Here is a 25,128-nt window from a genome sequence, read left to right as displayed (position 1 = left end):
GCCACCACAGCCGGCAAGCCAAAGGCTTACCTCGCGCCCCTCTGTCCTTTTGCCTGAGAGTTTGGAAGCGACGCGACGAGGATCGTGCGCTTCGTGCACCTTCGGCGCCGGATTGAACCGGTCTCTCCAGAGTTTTGATACGGGTGGTATCGGGCCTGAGCGATTACGGGCGTTTGCGCCTTCGGCAGCGGGGTGAACCGCTTCTCCCACCTTGTTCGTGCAGCCGCCCGATTATAGCCCGGTAAAGCCCCGGGGCAGACCCGCGCAGCGGCTTGGATTACCATCTACGTCCCGGTTTCAAACGCGCGCCTTGCACGCGCAAGGCCGGGCTGCCCGGAACCGCTACCTGAAGCGGGTGAATGTCCGGACAAATTGCCGCATCATGGCCGTGTGGCGCCGCCGGCGCCCAGCCCTGTTCATCTGGTCTCTCACCCCGCACCGGCCCCGCGCTGGTGCCGTTGCTGGTTATTGAAAACCATGGAAGCAAGCAAGCAGGTTTCATTGCGCCGTATCGCCTTGTTGGTGGCGGGGCTGTCGATGTTCGGCCCGTTCGCGATCGATGCGGTGTTTCCCGCATTCCCGCAGATGGGCGCCGATCTGGGGGCCGACAAACTGGCCATGCAGCAGGTGATCAGCGTTTATCTGCTGGCCTACGCATTGATGAGCCTGGTGCACGGTGCGCTGTCCGATGCGCTTGGCCGCAAGGTGGTGATCATCGGTGGGCTGGTGGTGTTCATTGGCGCCTCGGTCGGCTGCGCGCTTTCCACCGACATGGGCACGCTGCTGCTGTTCCGCTTCCTGCAGGGCCTGTCGGCTGGCGTGGGCTACATCATCGGCCGCGCGGTGATCCGCGACCTGTACGACGGCGATGACGCGCAACGGCTGATGAGCCAGGTGTCGATGATCTTCTCCATCGCCCCGGCCATCGCCCCGATCATCGGCGGCTGGCTGCTGGGCTGGACGCAGTGGCAGGGCATCTTCTGGTTCCTGGTCGGTTTTTCGGCGCTGTTGCTGCTGATCACCTGCATCTGGCTGCCGGAAACCCATCCGCCGCACGCACGGTTGAGCCTGCACCCCAAGCGCCTGCTGCAGGATTACGTGAGCATCGGCGTCAATCCGCGCTTCCTGCGGCTGGCCCTGGCCGGCTCGCTGGGTTTCGGCGGGCTGTTCCTGTACATCGCCTCGGCACCGGCCTTCGTGCTCGATCTGCTGCACATGAACGAGCGCCAGTTCGCCTGGCTGTTCATTCCCACCATCGGCGGCATGGCCTTGGGCGCCTATGCTTCGGGCCGTGCGGCAGGGCGTATGGACGGCGCGCGCGCAGTGCGCATCGGTTACTGCTTCATGGCGGTGGCGGCGATCTACAACATTGCCTACAACGCCTTCGCCACCGAAATGACGGTGCCGTGGGCGGTGCTGCCGCTGACCCTGACCTCGTTCGGCGTGGCCTTGATCTTCCCGATCCTGACCCTGGCCATCCTCGACATGTACCCGCGCCAGCGCGGCACGGCCTCATCGATGCAGGCCTTCAGTACGCTGGTCACCAACGCCATCATCGCCGGCGTGCTGTCGCCGATGCTCAGCCGAAGTGGCCTGACCCTGGCCATCGGCGCGGCCCTGTTCGCCTTCGGCAGCTGGGCGATGTGGAAGTGGGAGCGCATCAGCCTGCGCGCCCAGCGCGCCGAAACCGCGTCCTGACACGAATTTCTCCCCGCATCGGGGACAATAGCCGCGCCGCCATCACCGGCGGCCGTTCAAAGAGTGAACAACTGATGTCGATCCAATCCAAAGGCCGCCGCGAGGCGAAGAAGAAGCTGGCCGAGCGCGAACGCAACCAGGCCGAAGCCAATCCGCCGGAAAAGCCGAAAGTTGAGCCGCATGCCGAGCTGCGTGATCAGCACCGTGGCCTGCTGGCCGGTATCGTCCGTCGCGATGGCGAATGGGTGCTGGGCATGGATGGCAAGATCGCCGGTGAGACCACCAGTGCCGCACGCGTGCTGGCCTTGATCATGCAGGCCGCCGAATGGCACGAGAACAACGATACCCCCGTGCGGCTGATGTATTCGGACGCACTCAAGGACGCTGCGCATGCCGAAGTGGCCGAGCAGGGCATCGACTTCGATACCTACAAGCGCAACCTGGCCGGTGAGCTGGGCGCGAAAGGCAAGGCAGCTGCCGGTACGCACTGAACCTGCGCACAGGTTTGAAACCGACAAGGGCGCCATTGGCGCCCTTGTCGTCTGTGACCGCTGGTGATTGCCCGATGGGCTGCGGCGCCTCTTGTGGGAGCGGCGTAAGCCGCGAAGCACGTACACGTTTGGTTGTGCTGCTTCTGGTCTAGCGGTGAGGCCACTGCCGAGCATGGCTCGGCACTACAGGTTGGTGTGCGACGGGTGTAGCCCGGGTAAGCGCAGCGCACCCGGGAGCCGGAACTCCCGCTGGATTTCAACGCTTCCCTGATTTGTCGCACCAATGCGAGATGGCGATTTCGTTCTGTCTTTCCCGGGCAAGCGCGCAGTTTTCCTTGATGGCCGCTGCATCTGCAGGCGGTGGGCTACGGGCAGGCGTGGAACTGCATGCCACCAGCACCAGCAGCATCGACAGCACGGCAGACAGGCGGGGGAGTGATTTCATCGAGTTCAATGCGCTTTGCTGGCGGGAATCGTCTGGAAATTCCACAAGGGTTGCAGACCTGCGCGATGCAGCCAAGCGAGCATGCCCAGGTAGCACAGATGAAATGTTCCCCATGGCCAATCGTGGTTTAGGAACACGTGGAAGATGAAGATGCCAACCACCAGCGGCGCGAGTACGACGATGCCCAGCGGGGCGGTGCGTCGGAACAGCAACAGCAGGCCGCCGGCAAGGCAAGCCGATGCGATCAACGGATCAACGATGCCGCTGTCGGTCAGTGCGGTGGTGAGTGCCTTGGCGGCAGGGGCTTCCTTGTGGTCCGGCCACGCGGTGCCGAACAACTTGTAGGAGAGCCAACTGGCGCCGACATAGATGTAGAAAAGCGCAAACAGCCAACGAGCAACAGCGATGATCCAGGTCATGCCAGGTACTCCTGTTGTGCTGCCGGGCCAGCCCGGTCGCGGGTAAGGGTGCCCATTGTCCGCCGGGCCCCGTTGCGGCGGATGGTAGCGCAGCCACGGAGGCGTGGTGCGCAGGGGCTGAAACAGGTTTTGGCCGATGGGGACGCTGCGAGGAAGCGGGCGGTCCAGGCGTGGCTTGGGGGATGTAAGAAGCCGCGGCCACAGTTGTGGCTATAATCCGGCCACGACGTCCCCTGAGCATGGAGGCACACCTGATGTCTGTTGCAGCTATTCCTGATGTGTCGCTGGTTGATAACAGCGAGCAGCGCACGCCCTTGATTCTGGTGCTGGATTGTTCCGGCAGCATGAGCGGGGAACCCATTGCGCAATTGAATGCAGGCCTGAAGCTGCTGGAGCAGGAGCTCAAGGGCGACGTGATCGCCGCCAAGCGCGTGCGCGTGCTGCTGATCGAATACGGCGACATGGACAATGCGGCGATCACCGGTGACTGGTGTGACGCGATGGATTTCAGCGCGCCCGAGCTTTCCGCCAATGGCACCACGCCGACCGGCGCCGCGGTGGAGCTGGCCCTGCAGGAAATTGAAGACGAGAAGGCACGCTTCCGCCAGGCCGGCGTGGCTTATACGCGGCCTTGGCTGTTTCTGATGTCCGATGGCAACCCCACCGACGCCTGGGAAGCCGTGGCCGAGCGTTGCCGCGATGCCGAGCAGCAGAACAAGGTGGCGGTGTTCCCGATTGGTGTGGGCAACGCCGATATCGGCGTGCTCGGCCAGTTCAGCCGCAATGGCGAGCGCGGCGTGAAGCGCCTGCAGGGGCTGCAGTTCAAGGAATTGTTCATGTGGCTCAGTGCCAGCATGCGGGTGGTGTCCAACTCCACGCCCGGTGGCCAGGTACAGCTGCCGTCGACCGACAGCTGGTCAAACGTGACGGTTTGAACATGGGCTGGCGGGTGATGGCCGCATCGGCCACCGGGCGCTCCCATCTGGATCGCGGGCAGCCATGCCAGGACGCATACGCGTCGGCCTGCGCAGGGCGCGTGCTGATTGCCGCGGTCTGTGATGGCGCGGGCTCGGCCACGCACAGTGATACGGGGGCAAAGACGGTTTCCACGGCGGTGGTGGCGGCGATTGCCGCGCATCGTCAGCTGGACGGCAATCCGGCTGCGATGTCGGTGGATACGCTGCGCGCAATCATCGAGGCGGCAATCATCGGCGCCCGTGAGCAGCTGGGTAGCATTGCCGCTGGCAAACAGCTGACACTGGCCGACCACGCCTGCACCCTGGTCGGGGTTGTAGCCGACGCCGGCGGCGGCTGGTTCTTCCATGTGGGGGACGGCGTGGCGGCCTGTGAGTTTGCCCCGCCGCAGGCGCCGGCGGTATCGCTGCCAGCCAATGGCGAATACGCTAACGAGACCTGGTTCGTCACGGGTGGGAACTGGCGTGAGCAACTGCGGTTGACCCGCTTCGAAGGGCGCGTGCAGGCGATGGTGCTGATGTCCGATGGGGTGCAGCCGTTTGCGATGACCCGCGATGGCAGTGGCCTGTTCCAGCCCTTCATCGCACCGGTGCTGCGCTATCTGGGCGGCGTGGATGCCGCGCATGGCAGCCAAGCCTTGCAGGCGACGCTGGCCGATCCGCGCACCGATCACATCACTGGCGACGACAAGACGTTGCTGGTGGCGCTGCCGGTCTAGGCGCATGGCCGCACAAGCCGGCGACACCATCTACGACGAGCAGCGCGCACCGCTGACCCTGGGCCGGCTGCTCAAGAGCGGCGGTGCAGGCAGTGTGTTCCTGATCAAGGAACGCCCGCACGAAGTCGCCAAGCTCTATCACTCCGACAAGGGCGGGCAGGTCTACGAGCGCAAGGTGCGGGCGATGCTGGAGCTGCGCCCGGACCTGCCCGATGTCGAGGACAAGGGCGTGCGCCAGGTGCAGATTGCCTGGCCCACCGGCCTGCTGCGCGACAAGGCGCGCGGCTTCCTCGGCTTCACCATGCCGGCGCTGGATGTTGCCGCCACCAGTGACCTTGAACATGTGCTGCAGGAGCGGCAGGCGCGCGAAGAGGGCTTGCCAACAGCGCTCGGCCCGAAGATGACGCTGGCCGCCAACCTGGCGGTGATGCTGGCCGCGTTGCATGAGCGCCAGCACTACGTGGTGGATCTGAAGCCGCTCAATGTGCGCTTCTACCGCAAGTCCTTGTTCATCGCGATGCTGGATTGCGATGGCTTCAGCATCCAGGGCAAGGGCGAACGTTTTCTTTCCGAGCAGGTCACCACCGATTACCTGGCTGCCGAGTTTCAGCAGCGCGGCGTTGCCGCCGGCGAGGAAGAAGCACAGGACAGGTTTGCGCTGGCGGTGATGGTGTTCCAGCTGCTCAACTCGGGCCTGCATCCGTATAGCGGCAGGCCCAATGGCGCGACGCTGCCAAGTGATCTGCCAGGGCGCATTGCCGCCCATCTCTATCCCTATGCGCAGGGCAGGGGCGACACCCGCATCCTGCCATCGCCGGTCAGCGGCCATGCGGCATTTCCGGCCGAGCTGCGTGACATGTTCGACCGCGCGTTCGCCAACCAGGCCCGGCGGCGCCCGGCGGTAGCCGAGTGGTCGTCGCTGCTGCTGCGCTATGCGCGCCGCAACAATGGATTGCTGGTGAAGTGCGCGAAGGATGGCGCGCATCAGCATTTCAGTGGCATGCCGTGTGCGGCTTGTGCGCGCAAGACCTTGTTGGCCAACAGTGTGCGTGCCAGCAAAGCCCGTCCCGGGAAAAAGGCAAAGAGCGGTCTGCGGCATCAACAGCGGCCACGTGCCACAGGAGCAACGGTCACAGCAGCACAGAACGCCGTAGCTGCCGCGCCCGCCGCACAGCCGGTGGGACGGATCGGTTTTAGGACGCGGATAGTGGTGGCTATCGCTGGGCCGCTGTTGTTTGGCTGGGTAATGAGTTGGGGCATGCCTGCTTACAGGAGCTACAAAGCGGTGGCGTCCCGCAGCTGGAGTGTGGACATGATGCTGGGAATGCATGGCGGACTACTGTTATTGGCCAGCTTGGTTTTCATCGTCTTTGTGCCTATGCTGATTCTGAGTAAAAGACCTTGAAAACCGCTCTCGGATTGCTCGTCGCGCTGGCAATGCTGCTGGTGCTGGCGCCAGTTTGGGGCTGGCTGGCCTCATTTGCCTTCGGTGGAATTGCCAAGCTTGGGCAGCTGCTGTCCTTGGAAAATCTGAGTGACGGCATGGTGGCGTTTAGAGCGGGTGTAATGATTGGCGGCGTGGCGGTGGTGTGGTCGCTGCTGGAGGTGGCGGCGCAGGATCGCTCTCGTGGCTATCTGCTTGCGGCAGTGCTGATAGCTGTTGGCTTCTTTTCTCTACTGCTTGGAACTGGCAAGTCACCGATGGGCGCGGAAACGACACCCATGGCGTCGAAGGATACTGGGACGCCGATCGCAGGCGACGGTCCAAGTGTGGAGGAATGGCGATCGCGCGGTGCCTATGAGCGTGATGCTGGCGAGAAAGTAGTCGTGATAGCGCGTGCTGCTGCACGCGGCAATCAACAGTCAGCTGATGAGGCCATGAAAGATCTGCAGCGATGGGCAGGGCTGCGCCAGCGATTGCCTGATCGTGACCAGAAGCTTGCTTACGAGGTGGCCAAAGACCGCTTCTATGCAACGCTCAACGGAACCGAGGATCCCGCTGGCTCGGCTGAGCTCAGGCATGAACGCGGTGCCGCGGTTGAAGCAATGTGGGCGGCGGTGCCAGACGCGACGTTAGGGGGTGTGCAGTTGCTGGTACATCGCCTGGCCGACCTGAACTCCGCCATGCGGATGCACACAGTGTCCGCGGACTCGGCGAACCCGAATCATGAGCTGAATACCCAGTTGGAAGAAATCGTGTCGCTGCAGGAAGCACTGCTCAGCTATCAGCCGACCACGCCGTCGCTGTGGCAAAGCTATGCGTCGATGATCGTTGATTCGGACGAGGAGCTGGCATTCGGTGCGCTGATCACTGCGGAAAAACTCACGCGCAGTAGAGATGCTGCGGGGGCGCAACCCAGTCTGATCGAAACGTATCAGAGGATGATTCGCAAGGATCTGGAGTTCCACGCAAGCCTGTTACCTGACTCTTCCATTGCGCGTTTGGCCATCCTCAAGGCGCGGGTGAGCGCAATGTCCAGCAAGCCAGGCGGCCACATTACGGCAAGTATTGGAAGTGATGATGCTGCTCGCAGCCAATCAACTGCGGAGCAGGTGTTACCCGAGGCGCGGCGTGTGCTGAGCGGGCGCGGCTTGAGGGCAGAGATGGCTCCGTCTATCCCGGCCATGCCCAATCTGTTCGCTTCAAAGGGGGAGGTTGTAGTTGACCTGCCTGCGGCGGGTTTTGCTGCGCTGGAGTCACCTATTCCAATACCGCACTCGGGAATAAAGTCCGATGGGCAGATGGTTCTGGTGATTGACGTATTGAAAGGCGGTGTCATTACCTCGGTGCTGATTGAGCAGAGTAGCGGCGACCCGTTGCTGGATTCAAATGCACGGGTGGCGGCTCGAAATTGGCGTGCGACTGGTGTGATCGCGTCGTCAGGCGAGCGACGGCGTGTGCCAGTGCAATTTCGAATTGCACTGAAGCCGGCCGAAATTGAAGTCGGCGCGATTGCTGAGCGTGGTGCAGGTGCCAGTCCATCCGAATTTCTGGGAATGTTGCTGGCAGACAAGGCGCGCACCAAGCCCGCACGTTATCCCCGCGCTGCCTGGGATGAGGATATCGAAGGTCGCGTTGTCCTGTTGATCACCTTGTCCGGTGACGGAGTGGTAACGGGCGTCGCCATCGACGAAAGTAGTGGGAGTGCCATCCTCGACAGAGCAGCGCGTGAGGCCGCACTGGGGTGGAACGTTGAGCCGGGAATGGCGACGGCGGATGTGGAAAAGATCACACTGCGGGTACCAGTGGTCTTCCATATTCGTTGAGTGGGTGTGCGCCCAGAGCCGCTTCGATGTGCGGGCTTCTTGTAGAAGGCTGCGGAAGTGCAGCGTTGAAGCAATGCCTGTGCAGTTCCGATCAATAGTCACGCACGGCATCGAACCACTGTTGCGCCAGTTCTTCAGTCACGCCAATGCGCACGGCGTGCTCGGAACTGCTGAGTTGCCATATGGCTTCACCCAGGTCGTCGCGTTCCGTCGTCTCTATTCCCTTGAGGGCGTTGAAGCGGCGGGCAAATTCGCTGAAGGCTGCTTCAGCATCGGCCAGCGAATGCGACGAAGCCAAGGCTGCCAATGCGCCATCGAATGCCTCATTGGCCTGTTTCGCCAAGCGTTTTGACCAAGCCGAGAACGGGCGGCCGAATTCGCTTTCCCACCAGCTTTCTTTGCGAAGCTGCGAGACCGACGCATGTTTGGTCCACGGGCGTTGCGGGGTGCGTGCCTTCAGTTGCTGGCGCAGACGCTTGCCTGCGGCTTCCTCGATGTTGAAGGCGATGAAACCGTCCAGCGCAGGCCAGCAGCTGAGTACGGGCAAACCTTCCAAAGACGGCATATAGCGCAGCTGCAGGTTCTGCAGCTGTGGCTGTTCGGCAAGCGCTTCCAGGTCGACGAAGTTGCCGTAAAGGCTCAGCGACTGCAGTTGTGTGAAGCGCGACAGGCACTTCAGCGAGATGGGGCGGCCCATCGGCTTGTTGACCAGCATCAGCTCGTGGACCTCATGCAGTTCGCCCATGTCTGGTAGCTGGAACGCAGAAGTTTCCCTGCGTGAGCCCGTTTCCGGGGCCAGTGACAGGGAGCGGGGCAGTTGTCCCTGTGCAGAGAAACGGCCGATATCGCCGGAGATACTCAGATGGAGGTTCGCTGCGATTTCCTGCGCGGGCATGAGCAGCTGCAGGTTCGCGCCCGGCAGGTCCAGTTGAATCGCCAAGGTGCGGATGTTGGATCGGGAGGCGTCGACCAGGGTGTCCGTGTGGAGCACCGGCGTCCAGGTCAGCTGTTCAATGGGGCGCTGCCGGGCCCACTCGAAGATGCCTAGATCCGAGCCTGCGTAGTGGATCACGCGCGGCCAGGGGGAGCCTGCGGGAGTGGCAAATGGGGCGAAGGCTGCCCAGTTGATCTTCTGATCAGGCGCGACCTGCAGATCGGACTTACCTGCGGAGCCAGGCGCTGCGATGACCAGGCTTCCCGCACCCAGGGTGCGCATCAAGGTGTGGCTGCTGGGGCCGGTGAGATCGAGCGGGTAGCTGCCAGGCCCGGTCAGGGAAGTGTCGGCATTGCTGCGGTCTGCGATGTTGCTGCTGTCCATGTTCATCCTTGGAATGACTGCCGTCCACCAATTTGGCTCAGGTGTTTCCGCGTGTGCTTGGGTGCGGCGAACAAGCTGCGTGCCCGCTCGCGCTTGATCATCGCAGAGCTGTGATCGAAGCGAACCGAAGACTGCATGCATCAGCCGCCTTCGATGTCCAAGCTGTCCAGTACGGCGTTGGCTTTTGATTCCAAGCCGTGATCGCGATGGCCATCGGTATAGCGTTGGTAGTAGCGCAACTCGTAGCCGACGCCTTTTGATTGCAGCGAGCCGCAGGAGAGTGCGTACTGCTCGCTCCATTGCTGTTTCCCAGCCGCCGTTAGCTGCCGCGCTTCGAGCAGGAGGTGGATTTTTGCGCAGCGTGGATCCGCAGGATACTCGCTCACTTGAAGTGAACTGATTTTGAAGCGGGAGCTGCTGGCGTAGCCCTGTTCCAGATTGCGTTTGATGGTCCTGATGTAGCCGCCGATTGGCGAGATGGGCGCATCAAGCGTGGTCATGTAGGCTTCGATCTTGCGGTCGTCCGAAGGGGATTCCGCGTTCCAGCTGAGCGTTGTGCTCATTCCGGAACCGTTCCTTGTCCAGCCTTCTTCGGCTGGAGGCGTGAAGACGAAGCCAAGTGTGCTGCTCGCATCGGTGATGCCGAGATGTATCTGCTCGGCGCCGGTAATCTCGGAGGCGAGCGCAGGCTTGAGCAGAGGCGCATGAACAGCGAGTGCAACAAGAACTGCAGCAAATTTCATTCGTATCTCCCGATGTGACCGGGCAACGATGCCACGGCATGCCGATGTGTCAAGGCTGGGGTATGGCAGATCCTGCTGCGCTACTGCTCTGTTGGTTGCTGCGGGTGGCGGTTGGCCTCGACGCAGATGCTGCGCTAGCGGATAAGCAAAGGGCGCCATTGCGGCGCCCTTTGCTTGTGTCATCAGCTGCAGCGCTTACGGTGCCGAGGGCTGCGCTGGTGCCGCTGTTGGAGCCGCCGCCGGCGCAGCCGCCTGCCATCCACACATCTGGCCTTCATTCTGCTGCTTCAGCCATTCCTGCAGCGGGGAGAAGTACTCCAGCATCGGGGCGGCATCGAGCTTCTCGGTGCCGGTCAGTTCCTTCAGCGTGGCCTGCCACGGCTGGCTGGAGCCCTTGCTCAGCATCGCCCAGAACTTCTGGCCGGCTTCCTTGTTGCCGTAGAAGCTGCACTCGTTGAGCGGGCCGGTATAGCCGGACGCATCGCACAGGCCCTTGTAGAACTGGTACTGCAACACGCGCGCCAGGAAGTAACGCAGGTACGGCGTGTTGCCCGGTACGTGGTACTTGGCGCCGGCATCGAAGAACTCCTCGCCGCGGGCAGTGGCCGGGGCCACGCCCTGGTACTGCGCCTTCAGTTCCCACCACTTCTGGTTGTACTGGTCCGGCTTGATCGAGCCATCGAACACGCCCCAGCGCCAGCGGTCGATCATCAGCCCGAACGGCAGGAACGATACGCCCGACATCGCCATGCGCATCTGCGCATTGATGGTGGCTTCACGGCTTTCCTGCTGCGCATCGACCAGGCCGATCGAGTTGAGGTACTTCGGCGTCATCGCCAGCACGATGGTGTCGCCGATGGCTTCGTGGAAGCCGTCGTTGGCACCACCCTGGAACAACGGCGGCAGCGGGTTGTAGGCCAGGTCGTAATAGATGTGGCCCAGCTCGTGGTAGATGGTGGTGAAGTTTTCTTCGTTGGGCGTGATGCACATCTTGGTGCGCACGTCCGGGCCAACTTCCTTGCCGTCGCCGCCCATGTTCATGTCCCAGGCACTGGCATGGCAGACCACGTTGCGGTCCAGCGGCTTGATGAACTGGGTGTTCTGCCAGTAGCTGTCCGGCAGCTTGGGCATGCCCAGCGACACGTAGAAGTCCTGCGCGCGCTCGGTCATCTGCTTGGCGGTGGCCAGCTCGGCCTCACGCTGCGCCTTGAAGCGGCTTGCCGGGTCGCTGCCGCCGGCCTTGGCCAGGGCGCCACTGAGATTGGTCTGGTACTGCTTTTCCAGCGCGGCGGTGATGTCCAGGCTGCCGGCGTTCGGGTACGGCGCGGTCATGTCCCACAGGTTGCTCCAGTCCTGCTGCCACATGTTGCCGGTCAGGTGCGCAGCGATCATGCCACCGCCCACTTCGGCCTTGTCCTTGCCGTATTCCTTGTCCAGCTTGGTGCGGGTGTAGCAGTGCAGTTGCTCGTAGAGCGGCTTGAGCTGGCCCCACAGGCGGTCGGTTTCCGGGCCAACCTCTTCGGCCGGCATGTCATAGCCGCTGCGCCACATCTGGCCGGCATCGGTGTAACCCAGTTCGCGGGCGCCTTCGTTGACCAGTTCGACGAAGCGCTGGTAGTTGGCGCGCGACGGCACGGCGGTGGAGTGCCAGCCCTGCCAGGCGTCGAGCTGCTTGTCATAGTCGCGCGAGCCGGCCAGCACGTGCTCCAGGTCGCCGAGCTGGCGGCAGTTCTGCTTGTCGCCTTCGCCCACGCAGTAGGTGCCGGCGCCGTAGTCGCCTTCCAGCTTGGTGGCAATGCCGGCCAGCTCGGCCAGCTTCTGCGGGTCACGCGGGGCGGGCATCGAGGTCATCAGCTTGAGCAGGCTGATGGCGCGCTTGGTATCGGCGCTCATCGGCTGGCCTTCGTACTTGTTGGCCTGCTCGATCCAGCCGTTGAGCACGGTCAGCCAGCGCTCGTTGGCCTTGGCCGCGACGCGTGCCGAATCGTCGTTGATATAGGTGGACGACAGCCACTGCGCCGAGGTCATCTCCGGGTACATGGCCTTGTATTCGGCATTGACCCGGGCAATGAACTGGTCGGCGCTTTCGGCCGGTGCGGCTTGGGTGGTAGCCGGCTTGGCGGTGTCGGTGGCGGCGTCCTTTTTACAGGCAGCCAACGAGAGCACGGCCACGCCGACGGCGGCGGCCAGGACCAAATGACGATTCTTCACAGCAAACCCCGGGTAGTAAGTACCGGCGAAGGCTAGTGGGGCGGCGGCCGGGCCGCAAGTGGACAAAGGTCAGCGCTTGAGCGCCATCAGCAGCACGCCGCCACCAATCATCACCACCCCCAGCCATTCACGCCAGCCCAGGCGCTCGTGCAGGAAGGTGACGGCGAACAGGGCAACCAGCACCACGCTGAGCTTGTCCACCGGCGCCACCTGCGCGGCCGGGCCACGCTGCAGTGCGCGGAAATAGCACATCCAGGAGGCGCCGGTGGCCAAGGCAGACAGTGCCAGCCAGGCCACGGTGGGGCCGGGCAGCTGCAGCGGGTTGCTCCATTTGCCGGCAGCCGCGACGAACATCGCCAGCACCACGCTGATGATGACGGTGCGTAGCAGCATCGCCATGTCCGAATCGATGTTCTGCAGGCCGAGCTTGGCGAAGATGGCGGTGAGCGCGGCGAACACCGCCGACAGCAGCGCCCACGGAAGCCATTGCGGAAAGGTGGTCATGACAGCTCCAGGTCGCCGGTGGCCGGCTGCTTAGGGGAGCGGAACAGCGCTTGTTTGTGGGAGCGGCGTAAGCCGCGAAGCTGATGGGGCACCAGTTTGTTGTAGGAGCGGCGTAAGCCGCGAAGCTGGTGGGTTATCGGTGGAACACGAATCACGCAATTGCAGAAGCTTCCCCCCATCCGCCCTTCGGGCACCTTCCCCCGCAGGCGGGAGAAGGGAAGGTGAAGCCAGAGCCAAAGCCAAAGCCCAAGCCCAAGCCCAAGCCCAAGCCAAAGCCAAAGCCAAAGCCAAAGCCAAAGCCAAAGCCAAAGCCCAATGCCCAATGCCCAAGCCCAAGCCCAATGCCCAAGCCCAAGCCCAATGCCCAATGCCCAAAGCCCCAATGCCCAATGCCCAAAGCCCCAATGCCCAAAGCCCAAAGCCCAAAGCCCAAAGCCCAAAGCCCAAAGCCCAAAGCCCAAAGCCAAAAACAAAAAACAAAAAACAAAAAACCAAGAGCCAAGAACCGCACCAATCGAGCCGCTGCCTCAGCGCTTTCCCTCAGCCCTCAAACCCGCTCAAACAATTCACCCCGTACATCCAGCAAACACATCCCGCGAGCGGTCATACACCGACGTCTGCACCTGCATCAGGCCCAATACCGAGGGGAACAGGTTGTCCTGGTCGGTGCGTTGCCCGGCACGGTGGCGCAGGCACTGGACGTCCAGCCCGCGGTCGGCCACGAACCCCGGTGAAAACCACATCAGCATCGGTACCCGGGTCTGCTCTTCGGGGGCGATCGCATACGGCATGCCGTGCAGATACAAACCTTTCTCGCCCAGTGATTCGCCGTGATCGGACAGGTAGATCATTGCGGTGTCGTAGTCGTCCAGGCCGCGCAACGCAGCAATGGTGCGGCTCAGGAAGTGGTCGGTGTAGCGGATCGCGTTGTCGTAGCTGTTGACGATTTCCTGGCGCTCGCACTTGCCAAGGTCCGGGGTGTCACAGGTGGGTGCGAACTGGCGGAACTGCGCCGGGTAACGCTGGAAATAGCTGGGGCCGTGGTTGCCCAGCTGATGCAGCACCACCACCCGGTCGCCCGGCTTGGCGCGCACCTGGCTGGCCAGGTTGTCGATCAGGATTTCATCCATGCAACGGCCATCGGCGCACAGTCCGGGGGTCTTGGCATCGTCCAGGCGCTCTATCTGCAGACCATCACATACGCCCTTGCAGCCGGACTGGTTGTCGCGCCACAAGGTGCTGATGCCGGCATGTTCCAGCACGTGCAGCAGGGATTGATGGTTGCGGATTTTTTTCTCGTCGTAGTCGTGGCGGCCATACGGCGAGAACATGCAGGGCAGCGATACCTCGGTGCTGGAGCCGCAGGCATGCATGTCGGGGAAGTTGACTGCACCGGTTTGCGCCAGCTCGGGCGTGGTTTGCCGTGCATAGCCATTCAAGCCCCAGTTCTGCGCACGCACGGTTTCGCCCACCACCAGCACCAGCAGTCGTGGCTTGCTGGTGGCCGCGCGCGGCAGCACCTTGGCGTCGGTGCCGATTGCCTGCTTGGGCTCCTTCTTGATCGGGCTGGAGCTGGCAAGGTTCTGCTTCAGCGCGATCAGGTAGTTCACTGGCGTGGCGAGGTAGCGCACTTCACGGTGGTTGCGCATCAGCGCCGATATGTCCTGGAAGGAGGCCATCGCGCCGGCGCCGGTCACCAGCACTACGCCGGCTATGAAGGCAACGCGCCACAGGAGGGCTTTGCCCCAGCTGCGCTTGCGCAGGCGCAGGCGCCACAGCAGCAGCGTCGGCAGCAGGCCGTAGGCCAGCAGCGGCAGGATCAGCGCCGGGGTCATCAGCTCGCTGCTTTCCTTGCGGTCGGTGGCAAGCACGTTGCGCAGCATGTCCGCGTCAAGATAGACATTGAAGCTGCTCATGTAGTGCACCGCGAAGGCGGTGGTGATGAACAGCGCGGTCAGCACCACCTTGGCATTCCAGCGCCATAGCAGCAGGCTCAACAGCAACGCATGCACGCCAACCAGCAGTGCGCACAAGGACAGCGCAAACAGCACGCTGCCGGGGTTGGCCGCCATCGCGCTGCGCCAGAACAAGCCGTTGCAGGCCAGCGCGAAGAACAGGCTGGCTGCGAGGATCAGCATTTCGGTGCTGATCTCGGGGCGGAACGCACGCAGGCGGTCCCAGCTCAAGCGCAGGCTGGCAGGGCGCGAAAGCGTGGTGCTCATGCGGTTTCTCCAACGGTGGTGACCGGGCGGGGTGCCCGTGCAGTGGCCAGGGATGGCGCGAACATCCATGCGTACAACAGCACCGCGACCGACCAGCTGATCGCCAGCGACCACAGGTCATGCGACAGGAAATGGGCGCCGCGCAACTGTTGGGTGAGGCCAAACACGACACCGATGGCCAAGGGAATCAGCAGTGCCGGCCGGCGCCATTGCGGCCGTACCTGCAACATGAAGAAATACGCCGCTATCCATGCATAGGCCGAACCGGAATGCCCGCCGGGGAAGCAGGCGGCGTGGCCGAGCAGTACCGGGCGCTGTTCGAACAAGCCGATGAACGGCCGCAGCCCGCCGTAGCGCTGCAGGTCCCAGGGGCAGTCCATATGCGTCCAGGACTTGAGCAGAGCGATGATGCCGGTGGACAGGGCCACAGACAGCAGCAGATAGCCCAGCGGCCGCCGCAGCGGCTTCCAGCGCGGATGCAAGGTGCTGCGGATCAGCGCCAGCGCTACCAATGCCGCCATCAGGAAACTGAGATTTCGCCCGCCCTTGTGAACAAGGTGTGCGCTCCACCAGGCATTTTTGGCGGCCCACTGTTGGCCTTGCAACTGGAACAACTGATCGGCCAACCACTGGTCGCCGCCGCCGGCCATCAAGGCAGTGCTGGCAAGCAATGCCAGCAGCAACGGCAACCACAAGGCCTGCATGGCGAAGGCCGCACTGCTGGCAGGTTGAAGCGTGGCAGGGAGCGGGCGGGGGGAATGGGGCATGGAGCACACAGGCCATCAGTAGGATGGCTGCATGCTGTTACCGCCGCTGTCGGAGCGCAGTCGGAGTGATGTGGGAATTATGTCGAAGCTTCAGCATCGTCAGCCGCTGCTGATGATGTGAAGGCGGCAACCCGCCAGCGGATTGCCGCAGAAACGCTCAGTCGCCGCTGTCCTCGATCGCGGCGTCACCGCCGACCACCACGCCATGGGTCTTGGCGATGCAATCGGCGTGCAGGGCGGTGCCAGGCAGCAGTTGCCAGTTGTTGCGGTTGGCGCTGCCGATATCGATGACCTGGCTGCGGTCAGCGCAGGGCGTCATCGCCTTGTCCAGCACGAACAGCCAGCGATGCTGCGGGTCTTCAGTCACCCACCGTGCTGCATCCTCCCATTGTTCAGCGACCGGCCGCTTGAAGCCGAAGTCGGTGGCTTGTGGATGGGTCTGCAGCAGGTTCTGTTCACGCCAGGCGACCATGCCCAGCTGCGCGTCCGGGCCGATCCGGGCGCGCACCTTGTCCATCAGCAACGAGGCCGAGCTGTAAGGATCCAGTGCCGGCATCGCACCCAGGCCGTACATGCTCCACAGCAGCACCGTGCTCAGCACCACCGCCAGGCCGGCCCGGCGCAGTCGCAGCACTGCCAGCAGCAGCATCGAGGCGGCACTGAAGCCGATCAGCCACCAGCCGACCTGTGGCAATACCCACGGGTCGATCGCGCGCTTGATCGCGTTGCGCTGCGCCCAGCCATCACCGTGCACCGCGCCATAGCCGACCACCAGCGTGGCGATGGCCAGCACCAGTACATAGAGCAGCAGCAGCCAGCGCACGCTGGTACGCCGTAGCAGGCCCGGCAGCAAGGGGGCGGCGGCCACGGCCAAGGCCGGCAGCATCGGCAGGATGTAGACCTCGCGCTTGCCCGGGCTGGCGCTGAAGAACAGCAGCACCAGCAGTGCCCAGCCCAGCAGCAGGATGTAGCGCGGATCGGCGCGGCGGCAGCGGCGCCACCAGGCTGGCAGCAGCCACGGCGCGAGCAGGCTGCCCGGCAGCCACAGCGTCGCCATCACCTGCAGGTAGTACCAGAACGGCTGGTGATGGTGCCAGGCGTTGGCATAGCGGGTGCCGGTCTGCTTGAACAGCAGTTCCTTGGCATAGGCCTGCAGGTGCGGCTCAGGGTTCTGCAGCAGGGCAATGGCCAGTGGGCCGAGCCATATCGCGGTGCCGGCCAGGAAAGCCGGCAACAACAGCCACCAGCGCCAGCTGCGCCCAGGGCCAGCGGCCTGCGGGTGCCACCAGCGCCAGGCCATCCACGGCAGCAGCATCAACAGCGGCAGGAAGCCAACGCCCTTGGTGACGGTGCCGGCGCCGGCGGCAAAAGCGGCCAGCGCCAGCGCCCACCAGTTGGGGCCAAGCAGCAGGTGTCGCAGCAGCCCCCACAGTGCCAGGGTGGTCATGGCGACCAGCACCATGTCGATCTGCGCGCGCTTGGCCATCAGCCCGAACTGGATGCAGACGAACAGCGCCACCACCGCATAGCGGGCGATCTGGCGGTTCCACAGGCGCCGGCTCATGTCCCAGGTCAGCCACAGGGTGAGCAGTGCCGCCAGCAGCGATGGCACCAGGAATGACAGGTTCCAGTCGCCGATCACCTTGTAGGCGGCGGCCTGGATCCACATGAAGGTGGCCGGCTTTTCCGCATACAACTCGCTGCCGCGATGTGGCAGCAACCACTGCCCGGTTTCCACCATATGCCGTGCAGCCAGCACAAAACGAGGTTCGTCCGGCGGGTTGGGGGAGCGCATGCCCAGCCCGGCCAGCAAGCTGATGACGACCAGCGCGATCAGGATCGCGAACCAGAGATTGCTACGGGGAGCGCGGGACGGAGTTGGGTGCACAGGCGGCTCGGTGTCGAAGGCTGGCAGGATGATGGCGCAGGCAACGTTGGAAACGCGTCGAAACCGCCAACGGCCGGCTTCGACTGGGTTCCGAAGCCAATCCGACGACAATCCGACAATTGCGGCGCTAGGATACGTCGGTAATGCCCCGGCCCGGGGCAGCAAGGTCATGCCCGCATGCGGCTGCTGGTCATCGAAGACAATCGCAACCTGATCGCCAACCTGTTCGACTATTTCGAAGCGCGCGGGCACACGCTCGACGTCGCTCCGGACGGTATCACCGGCCTGCACCTGGCGGGCACCCAGAGCTACGACGCCATTCTGCTGGACTGGATGCTGCCGCGCCTGGAGGGGCCGGAGGTACTGCGCAAGCTGCGCGAGGAGTTCCGTTCCGAAGTGCCGGTGATCATGCTGACCGCCCGCGACGAGCTGCCCGACAAGATCGCCGGCTTCCGCGCCGGCGCCGATGACTACCTGACCAAACCCTTCGCCCTGCCCGAGCTGGAAGTGCGGCTGGAGGCGGTGCTGGCACGCACCCATGGGCGCAACCCGCGCAAGGTGCTGGAGGTGCATGACCTGCAGCTGGACATGGCCACATTTGAAGCCCAGCGTGGCGGACAGGTGCTGCATCTGTACCCGGCATGCCGCAAGTTGCTGGAAGTGCTGATGCGCGCCAGCCCGGCGGCGGTCACCCGCAACCAGCTCGAATACGCCCTGTGGGGCGACGAGCCCCCCGATGGCGACATGCTGCGCTCACATATCTACGAACTGCGGCGCGCGGTTGATGGCCCGTTCGAGCAGAAGCTGTTGCAGACCTTGCCGCGCGTGGGCTATCGCCTGTCCGCGCCGGCGGCAGGTACGGCGCAATGACACGCCGCACCCTGCGCCGCAAGCTGCTGGGCTGGTTGGCGATCTATGTGGCACTGGTGACGCTGGCGGTATTCAGTGCGGCCAACTACGTGCACGAGCACGCCGAGCATGCGGTGTGGCGTTCGCTGTTGAACACCGAGCTGGACAGCATCATCGGCCAGATGCGCAGCGACCCGAACTACCACTGGCAGGATTCGGACACGCTGCGCTTCTATGCGGCGCATGTACCCGCAGGCATCCCTGAAGGCCTGGCCAAACTGCATCCCGGGCTGCATGACGGGGCCTTGCTGGAAGGCAAGGACATGGCGGTGATGGTGCGCGATACCTCCGACTTCGGGCGGGTGGTGTTGGCACTGGATATCACCGATTTCGGCGAGCTTGAGCACTTCATTACCCGCTGGGCACTGCTGGCTGGTGTGGCCTTGCTGCTGGTGACCCTGTTGATGGCCTGGGTGGGCATGACCCGGCTGGTACGGCCGCTGTCGGTGCTGGCGCAGGACATCGCCAAACTGAGCCCCGAACGTCGTGGGCAACGCGTGCATGTGGACCGGCGCGGCAGTGCCGAGCTGGAAGTGATTGCCGGCGCCTTGAACGACTACCTGCAGCGCAATGAGCATTTCGTCGAGCGTGAGCGGGCCTTCATCAGCACCGCCAGCCATGAGCTGCGCACGCCGATCGCGGTGATCAGTGGCGCCACCGAGCTGGCGCTGGAGCAGCCGGGCCTGCCGGAAAGGGCGCGTCAGCAGCTGCTGCGGGTACGCAGTACCTCCACCGGCATGGAGCAGTTGATCCAGTTGCTGCTGGTGCTTGCGCGCGACCCGGCCAAGCTGGCCGCGATGAGTGAACTGGTGGCGCTGGATGAGCTGCTGCCGGAAATCGCCGAAGACCATCGTTACCTGGCCAAGGGCAAGGAGCTGGAACTGCTGCTGGTGGAAGCGGCGCCGTGCCGGATACTTGCGCCGCTGGCAGTGGTGCAGGCCGCAATTGGCAACCTGCTGCGCAACGCCATCGAAAACAGTGACCGCGGCGTGGTGCGCATGGCTATTTCCGCCGATGCGGTGCTGAGCATCGAGGATCCCGGCCACGGCATGAGCCCGGAAGAAGTCGCGCAGGTCTATGCGCGCATGACCAAGGGTGAGCGCAACCCGGGCGCGGGCATTGGCCTGGACCTGATCGCGCGGCTATGTGATCACCTGGGCTGGCGGCTGGATATCCATTCGCAGCCGGAGCGCGGCACCCGCGTTACCCTGGATATGAGCAGCTCCAGACCGCGTTAGAGCGGGGGCTGTTGTGGGAGCGGCGTAAGCCGCGAAGCCGGGACATCAACAGATAACGGCGTTGCTGGCCGCCGAGCATTGCCAGCTTCGCGGCTTACGCCGCTCCCACAATTACAGCGGCAGCAGGTCGCGCTCAACCAGCCATTGGCGGGCATCTTCGGCATCCTGCTCAAACCAGGCCTGGGTCGAACCCAGCCGGTAGGTATAGCCCCAGCTGTCCATGTCGGCCATCAGCCGCGCGCTGCCTACGCCCGGCAATTGCCCGGCCAGCACGATCTGCAGGTAACAGGTGGCGTCTTCCTCGGGTACCGAGTCGGTGGCGTCGGTATGCACCTGTGCGCGGCGCTCGGGCGGCAGCACGATCAGGTGGCAGGATTCGTGCAGCATCGAATGCACCGGTGTGTCGTCGCGCACATAGACATCGCAGGCGATGATGCCGGCCTCGGGCTCGCCCCAGTAACTGCCGGGGATTTTCTCGCCCGCAGCAACATGGTTCAGGCGCAGGCCATGGCGCGCGAGCAGGCTCAGCGCGTCACTCCACTGGATATCTCCCACGCACAGCACCGGGCGGGTTGGATCGTTGGCAGGGGTTTCGTTCACGGGCGCAGAAGCCCCGGCGGCCGCAGCCGCCGGGATGTTGGTTACTTGTCGTCGGGCAGGGCCACGGAAATATCGAGCACGTCGTTGGCGCCATCCTTGACCAGGTCCACGCGGACCGCATCGGCGTCGATGTTGACGTACTTCTTGATCACTTCCAGCAGCTCACGCTGCAGCAGCGGCAGGTAATCCGGGCCACCACGGGTGCTGCGCTCCTGCGCGATGATGATCTGCAGGCGGTTTTTCGCCGTTTCGGCGGTCGTCTTCTTCTGTCTCAGGAAGTCGAGCAGTCCCATGCTTATCCTCCAAACAACTTGCTGAAGAAGCCCTTCTTCTCCACGGTGATGAAACGCATCGGGCGGTCTTCGCCCAGGATGCGGCTCACGGCGTCATCGTAGGCCTGGCCGGCCGGCGATTCGTTGTCCAGGATGACCGGCTCGCCCTTGTTGGAGGCGTTGAGCACGTCGCCCGATTCGGGAATGACGCCGATGGCCTTGAGCCCCAGCACTTCTTCCACGTCGGTGATGCTCAGCATCTCGCCGGTTTCAACCCGCGAGGGGCTGTAGCGGGTCAGCAGCAGGTAGGCCGGTACCGGCTTGCCGGCTTCGGCGTTGGCGGTCTTGGAGTCGAGCAGGCCGATGATGCGGTCCGAGTCGCGCACCGAGGACACTTCCGGGTTGACCACGACAACCGCGCGGTCGGCGAAGTACATCGCCAGGAACGCGCCTTTCTCGATGCCAGCCGGGGAGTCGCAGATGATGTAGTCGAAGCCGTCGGCAGCCAGGTCCTTGAGGACCTTTTCCACGCCTTCCTTGTTCAGTGCGTCCTTGTCGCGGGTCTGCGAGGCGGCCAGCACGTACAGGTTGTCGAAACGCTTGTCCTTGATCAGTGCCTGCTTGAGCGTGGCCTCGCCGTGGACGACATTGACGAAGTCGTACACCACCCGGCGCTCACAGCCCATGATCAGGTCGAGGTTGCGCAGGCCGACGTCGAAGTCGATGACGGCGACTTTCTTGCCGCGCCGCGCGATGCCACAGGCCAAACTGGCGCTGGAGGTGGTCTTGCCCACGCCACCTTTGCCGGAAGTGACTACGATTATTTCAGCCAAAGGATCTCTCCTGAATGTCGTTGGGGGCTGCGTCAATCCAGCGCAGCAATCATGATCTGGTCCTGCTCCAGCCAGACCTGTACGGCCTTGCCGCGCAGGTTGTCCGGAATATCGTCCAGTACCTTATACCGTCCTGCAATCGCGACTAATTCAGCATGGAAGTCGCGACAGAAAATGCGTGCGCTGGTGTTGCCTTGGGCACCGGCCAATGCGCGGCCACGCAGCGTACCGTAGATATGGATGCTGCCGTCGGCGATGACCTCGGCGCCGGCACCCACTGTTGAGAGTACGGTCAGGTCGCAGTTCTCGGCGTAGAGCTGCTGGCCGGAGCGCACGGTGGCCAGTTGCATGCGTCCTGGCTGTGGCGCGGTGGCCTCGGTGACGGCCTGCGAGGCGGCGGCGGGCACCGCTGCCGATGCGCGTTTACTTGCTGCCGGGGTGGCTGCTGGCGCCGGGGCTGGCGCTGGGGCGGCGGCCGGTTCGGCGTCGGCGCGCTCGTACTGGGCGCGGAACTTGGCCAGCAGGGGCAAGCCCAGTTGCTGGGCCAGGGTCTCGGTTTCGCTGGTGCCGTAGGCCAGCGCGACCGGTAGTACGCCGGCGTCGCGCAGGCCGTTGACCAGCTCCTGGGCGGTAGCGCGGTCGGGCAATTGGCTCAAACCGCCAAAATCCAGGATCACCGCCGCCCGGCCAAACAACTTGGGCGCGCGCGCCACGCGCTCGCGCATTTCCTGGCTCAGCCGCGCTACATCGAGGGTGCGGATACGCAGGTTGGCAATGCCGACCTGCCCGATTTTCAGTTCACCAGCCTGTTCGTAATCCAAATTCACTGCCATCTCAGGTTCCGGTCGGCCGCTGTTGCAGCAGCCGGCGTGTGTTGCCTACCCAGGGAACGTCGGGCAGGTTGTCGCCATAGGTCTCTTTTACCCACTCGTAGCTGCACAGATCCTTGAGCAGCATGCTGGCCCGCACATCGACCGAGGGCATGGTGTTCTGGCCGACCTCGCGGAAACCGAAGCTGCCATGGAACAGCAGGGCGGCATCGGCGCCGTGGTCAAGGAACACCTCGCAGGCCATCTGCGGGTAGCGCAGCTCGGCGTAGCTCTGGGCATCGGCGTAGAACGCGCGGCCGACACCACCGCCGCGGCGGCGGCTGGCCACCACGATGCGGTCTATATAGAAGAAGCTGGGGTAGCGCTGCTGGAACCAGGCGAAATTGCAGCTGTCATGTGCACTGTTGCTGCCGTAGCCGACCAGGAAACCGGCCATGTTGCCGTCGCGTTCGGCAACCCGGAAATACTCGGCGGTTTCGTAGAAACGGCGGACCTTGGCTGCATCCAGCGGAAGAATCGCAAGACCAGCGTTGTTGTTCAGTGCCAGGACGGAATCGAGCTCGTGCTCGCGCACGTCGCGGATGACAATCGACATTGTGACTCCGTGGGGTATCGCGGTCGGCCCAGTGGGCTGTGGCGCGATTATCGCATGGGTCAGCCGAGCCGGGCGAGCCGGCAGCCATCATCGGCACCCATGACTTACGAGGGAGGGCGCCAAGGCCCCCGGATCCTTACCATGGTCCGATGTTGGGATACCTCAGCCATACCCGTGTGCTCCGCCTGGCCGGCCTGTTTACCTGGGCCCTGGTCAGCTTGCCCCTGGTCTATACCCAGTACGCCCCGGAAGAGGGCGTGCTGCAGCCGGCTGCCGGCGAGGCGGTATGGCTGTTCGTTGCCTACCTGGCTTTTGGCGGCTGCTACTTCTGGTTGACCCGTGGGCTCAACGCCGCCGGCCATACCAGCTGGTACGACCGCCTGGCGCTGCTGGTGCTGACGGTATCGGCGCTGGCGGTCAGCTACCTCTCGGCCACCGGCCTGGGCAGCATCCTGATGATGGTGGCGGCCGGGGTGATCCCGTGGCTGCTGAGCCGCTGGGTGGGGATCTTCTGGCTGGTGCTGAGCCAGTTGGCGGTGCTGCCGGTCTACAACCTGATCCTGGGCCTGCCCCTGTTCGAGGCGCTGCTGCAGTCGCTGCTGTACGGCGGCTTCTCGATGTTCATCTTTGTCACCAGCCTGGTGGCCCGGCAGCAGACCCAGGCGCGCGAGGAGCAGCGGCGCTTGAACGCCGAGCTGCGCGCCACCCGCCTGTTGCTGGCCGAGAGTGCCCGGGTCAATGAACGCACCCGCATTTCGCGCGAGCTGCACGACCTGCTCGGCCATCACCTCACCGCGCTGAGCCTGAATCTTGAAGTGGCCGGGCATATCACCGAAGGCCAGGCGCAGGAACACGTGCGCCAGGCGCATACGCTGGCCAAATTGCTGCTCACTGACGTGCGCGAGGCGGTCAGCCAGCTGCGCGAAAGCGGCGCGATTGATCTGGCGGCGGCTTTGCGGCCCTTGACCGAGCGGGTGCCGTCACTGGACATCCATCTGCAGGTGGATGATCCGTTCAGCGTCGAAGATCCCGAGCGTGCGCACGTGCTGCTGCGCTGTACGCAGGAGATCATCACCAATGCGGTGCGCCATGCCGGTGCCCGCAATCTCTGGATCAAGGTCGAGCGCAACGCTGAACAAGTGGTTATCTGCGCGCATGATGACGGTATCGGTGGCGATTTTGAGGAAATAATGCCGGGCAATGGTTTGCGCGGCATGCGTGAACGGCTGGCGCAATATGGGGGTGTGCTGGATGTTTCGGCGCGACGCGGTGAGGGTTTCTGTCTTCGCGCCAGCCTGCCACTGGTAACCAATATGATGTTGGCCTCAGGGCCGCAAGGAGTGAATTGATGATCCGTGTCTGTCTGGTCGACGACCAAACCCTGGTGCGGCAGGGCATCCGTTCACTGCTGGCGCTGGATGACAGCATCGAAGTGGTGGCCGAAGCCATCGACGGGCGCCAGGCGGTGGAAGTGATACCGCAGGTGCAGCCGGACGTGGTGCTGATGGATATGCGCATGCCGGTGATGTCCGGGTTGGAGGCCTTGCAGACGCTGAGCCGCGCCGGCACGCTGCCGCCCTCGATCATCCTGACCACCTTTGATGATGATCAGCTGGTGCTGGCAGGGCTCAAGGCCGGCGCCAAGGGCTACCTGCTCAAGGATGTGACCCTTGAACAGCTGGTCGGCGCCATCCGTACCGTGGCAAACGGGGGCTCGCTGGTGCAGCCGGCGGTGACCCAGCGCCTGCTGTCCGGGCTGGAGCACATGCGCAACGAGTTCGTCAGCCTGGACCGGCCGGACCCGTTGACCGACCGCGAGACCGAGATCCTCAGGCTGATGGCCAGTGGCTTTTCCAACAAGGAGATCGCCAATTCGCTGGGTGTGGCCGAGGGCACCATCAAGAACCACGTCTCCAATATTCTTTCCAAACTGGGTGTGCGCGACCGTACCCGTGCCGTGCTCAAGGCATTTGAACTGCAGCTGGTCTGAGCAAGGGGCCGGGGCAGGTGCGCCTGCCCGGCGCTGGATGAATGCGGCAGGCTGATTGCGAAAAGATGCCGGCAGGGCTGGTGCTGGGCACCGGAGAGGGTGGAAAATAGCCGCCCTGCACGCGAAATACGGTGCAAGCTATCGGCTGAAGGCGCGTAGGGTTGGCGGTTGATACGCTACCCTGCAACCTGGCGT

Annotated in this window: 25 protein-coding genes and 1 riboswitch; of the genes, 10 read left to right on the top strand and 15 right to left on the bottom strand. The window is 63.8% G+C overall.

The annotated features are described in order from the left end of the window. Positions 1 to 31 precede the first annotated feature (31 nt). Positions 32 to 140, bottom strand: a riboswitch (glycine riboswitch). A 337-nt stretch (positions 141 to 477) separates the two neighbouring features. Together ABE493_RS11705 and ABE493_RS11700 are read left to right on the top strand one after the other, a co-directional pair. Continuing rightward, on the top strand, positions 478 to 1,698 hold the full coding sequence (locus ABE493_RS11705; RefSeq protein WP_346499085.1) for a multidrug effflux MFS transporter: 1,221 nt from the start codon (positions 478 to 480) through the stop codon (positions 1,696 to 1,698). Positions 1,699 to 1,772: 74 nt separating this feature from the next. Continuing rightward, complete coding sequence (locus ABE493_RS11700) at positions 1,773 to 2,189, top strand: hypothetical protein (RefSeq protein WP_346499084.1); 417 nt, start codon at positions 1,773 to 1,775, stop codon at positions 2,187 to 2,189. A gap of 256 nt (positions 2,190 to 2,445) precedes the next feature. Here the strand turns inward: ABE493_RS11700 and ABE493_RS11695 are convergent, their stop codons facing one another. After that, positions 2,446 to 2,643 (bottom strand): hypothetical protein, encoded by a 198-nt coding sequence (locus tag ABE493_RS11695; protein WP_346499083.1) that lies wholly within the window; start codon positions 2,641 to 2,643, stop codon positions 2,446 to 2,448. Continuing rightward, complete coding sequence (locus ABE493_RS11690) at positions 2,640 to 3,053, bottom strand: hypothetical protein (RefSeq protein WP_346499082.1); 414 nt, start codon at positions 3,051 to 3,053, stop codon at positions 2,640 to 2,642. The genes ABE493_RS11695 and ABE493_RS11690 overlap by 4 nt, the downstream gene beginning before the upstream one ends. A 254-nt stretch (positions 3,054 to 3,307) precedes the next feature. Here ABE493_RS11690 and ABE493_RS11685 point away from each other — a divergent pair, with 254 nt between their 5' ends. The 4 genes from ABE493_RS11685 to ABE493_RS11670 are packed head-to-tail and all read left to right on the top strand — an operon-like array spanning position 3,308 to position 8,013. Next, on the top strand, positions 3,308 to 3,988 hold the full coding sequence (locus ABE493_RS11685) for a vWA domain-containing protein (RefSeq protein WP_346499081.1): 681 nt from the start codon (positions 3,308 to 3,310) through the stop codon (positions 3,986 to 3,988). Positions 3,989 to 3,990: 2 nt separating this feature from the next. Beyond that, on the top strand, positions 3,991 to 4,746 hold the full coding sequence (locus ABE493_RS11680) for a PP2C family serine/threonine-protein phosphatase (RefSeq protein ID WP_346499103.1): 756 nt from the start codon (positions 3,991 to 3,993) through the stop codon (positions 4,744 to 4,746). A gap of 4 nt (positions 4,747 to 4,750) precedes the next feature. Next, a complete protein-coding gene (locus ABE493_RS11675; RefSeq protein ID WP_346499080.1) occupies positions 4,751 to 6,151 on the top strand; it encodes a hypothetical protein in 1,401 nt (466 codons plus the stop codon). Further along, the gene (locus ABE493_RS11670) at positions 6,148 to 8,013 is read left to right on the top strand and encodes a TonB family protein (protein WP_346499079.1); all 1,866 of its coding nucleotides are present in this window, start codon (positions 6,148 to 6,150) and stop codon (positions 8,011 to 8,013) included. Before ABE493_RS11675 ends, ABE493_RS11670 begins: the two co-directional genes overlap by 4 nt. A 91-nt stretch (positions 8,014 to 8,104) precedes the next feature. Here the strand turns inward: ABE493_RS11670 and ABE493_RS11665 are convergent, their stop codons facing one another. The 8 genes from ABE493_RS11665 to ABE493_RS11630 all read right to left on the bottom strand — a co-directional run bounded on the left by ABE493_RS11665 (position 8,105) and on the right by ABE493_RS11630 (position 17,666). Next, entirely contained in the window at positions 8,105 to 9,472 is a 1,368-nt protein-coding gene (locus ABE493_RS11665; protein WP_346499078.1) for a hypothetical protein, read from the bottom strand. Then, entirely contained in the window at positions 9,472 to 10,074 is a 603-nt protein-coding gene (locus ABE493_RS11660; protein WP_346499077.1) for a hypothetical protein, read from the bottom strand. Before ABE493_RS11660 ends, ABE493_RS11665 begins: the two co-directional genes overlap by 1 nt. Positions 10,075 to 10,269: 195 nt before the next feature. Continuing rightward, a complete protein-coding gene (locus ABE493_RS11655; protein WP_346499076.1) occupies positions 10,270 to 12,285 on the bottom strand; it encodes a M2 family metallopeptidase in 2,016 nt (671 codons plus the stop codon). 69 nt (positions 12,286 to 12,354) lie between these two features. Continuing rightward, the gene (locus ABE493_RS11650; protein WP_346499075.1) at positions 12,355 to 12,789 is read right to left on the bottom strand and encodes an EamA family transporter; all 435 of its coding nucleotides are present in this window, start codon (positions 12,787 to 12,789) and stop codon (positions 12,355 to 12,357) included. Between the two features lie 151 nt (positions 12,790 to 12,940). After that, the gene (locus ABE493_RS11645; RefSeq protein WP_346499074.1) at positions 12,941 to 13,291 is read right to left on the bottom strand and encodes a hypothetical protein; all 351 of its coding nucleotides are present in this window, start codon (positions 13,289 to 13,291) and stop codon (positions 12,941 to 12,943) included. A gap of 64 nt (positions 13,292 to 13,355) precedes the next feature. Beyond that, on the bottom strand, positions 13,356 to 15,011 hold the full coding sequence (locus ABE493_RS11640) for a phosphoethanolamine transferase (protein WP_346499073.1): 1,656 nt from the start codon (positions 15,009 to 15,011) through the stop codon (positions 13,356 to 13,358). After that, positions 15,008 to 15,778: a phosphatase PAP2 family protein gene (locus ABE493_RS11635; protein WP_346499072.1), complete on the bottom strand. Its 771-nt coding sequence runs from the start codon at positions 15,776 to 15,778 to the stop codon at positions 15,008 to 15,010. The genes ABE493_RS11640 and ABE493_RS11635 overlap by 4 nt, the downstream gene beginning before the upstream one ends. Before the next feature lie 157 nt (positions 15,779 to 15,935). Further along, entirely contained in the window at positions 15,936 to 17,666 is a 1,731-nt protein-coding gene (locus tag ABE493_RS11630) for an ArnT family glycosyltransferase (RefSeq protein ID WP_430980766.1), read from the bottom strand. Between the two features lie 177 nt (positions 17,667 to 17,843). Here ABE493_RS11630 and ABE493_RS11625 point away from each other — a divergent pair, with 177 nt between their 5' ends. After that, a complete protein-coding gene (locus ABE493_RS11625) occupies positions 17,844 to 18,536 on the top strand; it encodes a response regulator transcription factor (RefSeq protein WP_346499071.1) in 693 nt (230 codons plus the stop codon). Beyond that, on the top strand, positions 18,533 to 19,813 hold the full coding sequence (locus ABE493_RS11620; protein ID WP_346499070.1) for a sensor histidine kinase: 1,281 nt from the start codon (positions 18,533 to 18,535) through the stop codon (positions 19,811 to 19,813). Before ABE493_RS11625 ends, ABE493_RS11620 begins: the two co-directional genes overlap by 4 nt. Positions 19,814 to 19,924: 111 nt before the next feature. On the opposite strand, the gene ABE493_RS11615 is transcribed toward ABE493_RS11620, so the two are convergent. Genes ABE493_RS11615 through ABE493_RS11595 form a run of 5 tightly spaced genes read right to left on the bottom strand, consistent with a single transcriptional unit; the run spans position 19,925 to position 22,943 of the window. After that, complete coding sequence (locus tag ABE493_RS11615) at positions 19,925 to 20,413, bottom strand: hypothetical protein (RefSeq protein ID WP_430980765.1); 489 nt, start codon at positions 20,411 to 20,413, stop codon at positions 19,925 to 19,927. Between the two features lie 41 nt (positions 20,414 to 20,454). Further along, a complete protein-coding gene (gene minE / locus ABE493_RS11610; RefSeq protein ID WP_057630107.1) occupies positions 20,455 to 20,706 on the bottom strand; it encodes a cell division topological specificity factor MinE in 252 nt (83 codons plus the stop codon). Positions 20,707 to 20,708: 2 nt separating this feature from the next. Beyond that, positions 20,709 to 21,518: a septum site-determining protein MinD gene (gene minD, locus ABE493_RS11605; RefSeq protein ID WP_346499069.1), complete on the bottom strand. Its 810-nt coding sequence runs from the start codon at positions 21,516 to 21,518 to the stop codon at positions 20,709 to 20,711. A 32-nt stretch (positions 21,519 to 21,550) separates the two neighbouring features. Beyond that, positions 21,551 to 22,351 carry a septum site-determining protein MinC gene (gene minC, locus ABE493_RS11600; RefSeq protein ID WP_346499068.1) on the bottom strand — a complete coding sequence of 267 codons (801 nt, stop codon included), beginning with the start codon at positions 22,349 to 22,351 and terminating at the stop codon, positions 21,551 to 21,553. 1 nt (position 22,352) lies between these two features. Then, positions 22,353 to 22,943, bottom strand: coding sequence for a GNAT family N-acetyltransferase (locus ABE493_RS11595; RefSeq protein ID WP_282271145.1), 591 nt, complete (start codon positions 22,941 to 22,943; stop codon positions 22,353 to 22,355). Between the two features lie 149 nt (positions 22,944 to 23,092). On the opposite strand from ABE493_RS11595, the gene ABE493_RS11590 reads away from it, so the two are divergent. Then, on the top strand, positions 23,093 to 24,292 hold the full coding sequence (locus ABE493_RS11590) for a sensor histidine kinase (protein ID WP_346499067.1): 1,200 nt from the start codon (positions 23,093 to 23,095) through the stop codon (positions 24,290 to 24,292). Beyond that, entirely contained in the window at positions 24,292 to 24,933 is a 642-nt protein-coding gene (locus ABE493_RS11585) for a response regulator (RefSeq protein WP_057630117.1), read from the top strand. The genes ABE493_RS11590 and ABE493_RS11585 overlap by 1 nt, the downstream gene beginning before the upstream one ends. Positions 24,934 to 25,128: the final 195 nt, after the last annotated feature.

The sequence above is a fragment of the Stenotrophomonas terrae genome (assembly GCF_039674165.1).
GTDB classification, from domain to species: Bacteria; Pseudomonadota; Gammaproteobacteria; order Xanthomonadales; family Xanthomonadaceae; genus Stenotrophomonas; species Stenotrophomonas terrae_A.
Note: the sequence above shows the minus strand (reverse complement) of the source record. Positions and strands in the feature narration are given on the sequence as shown.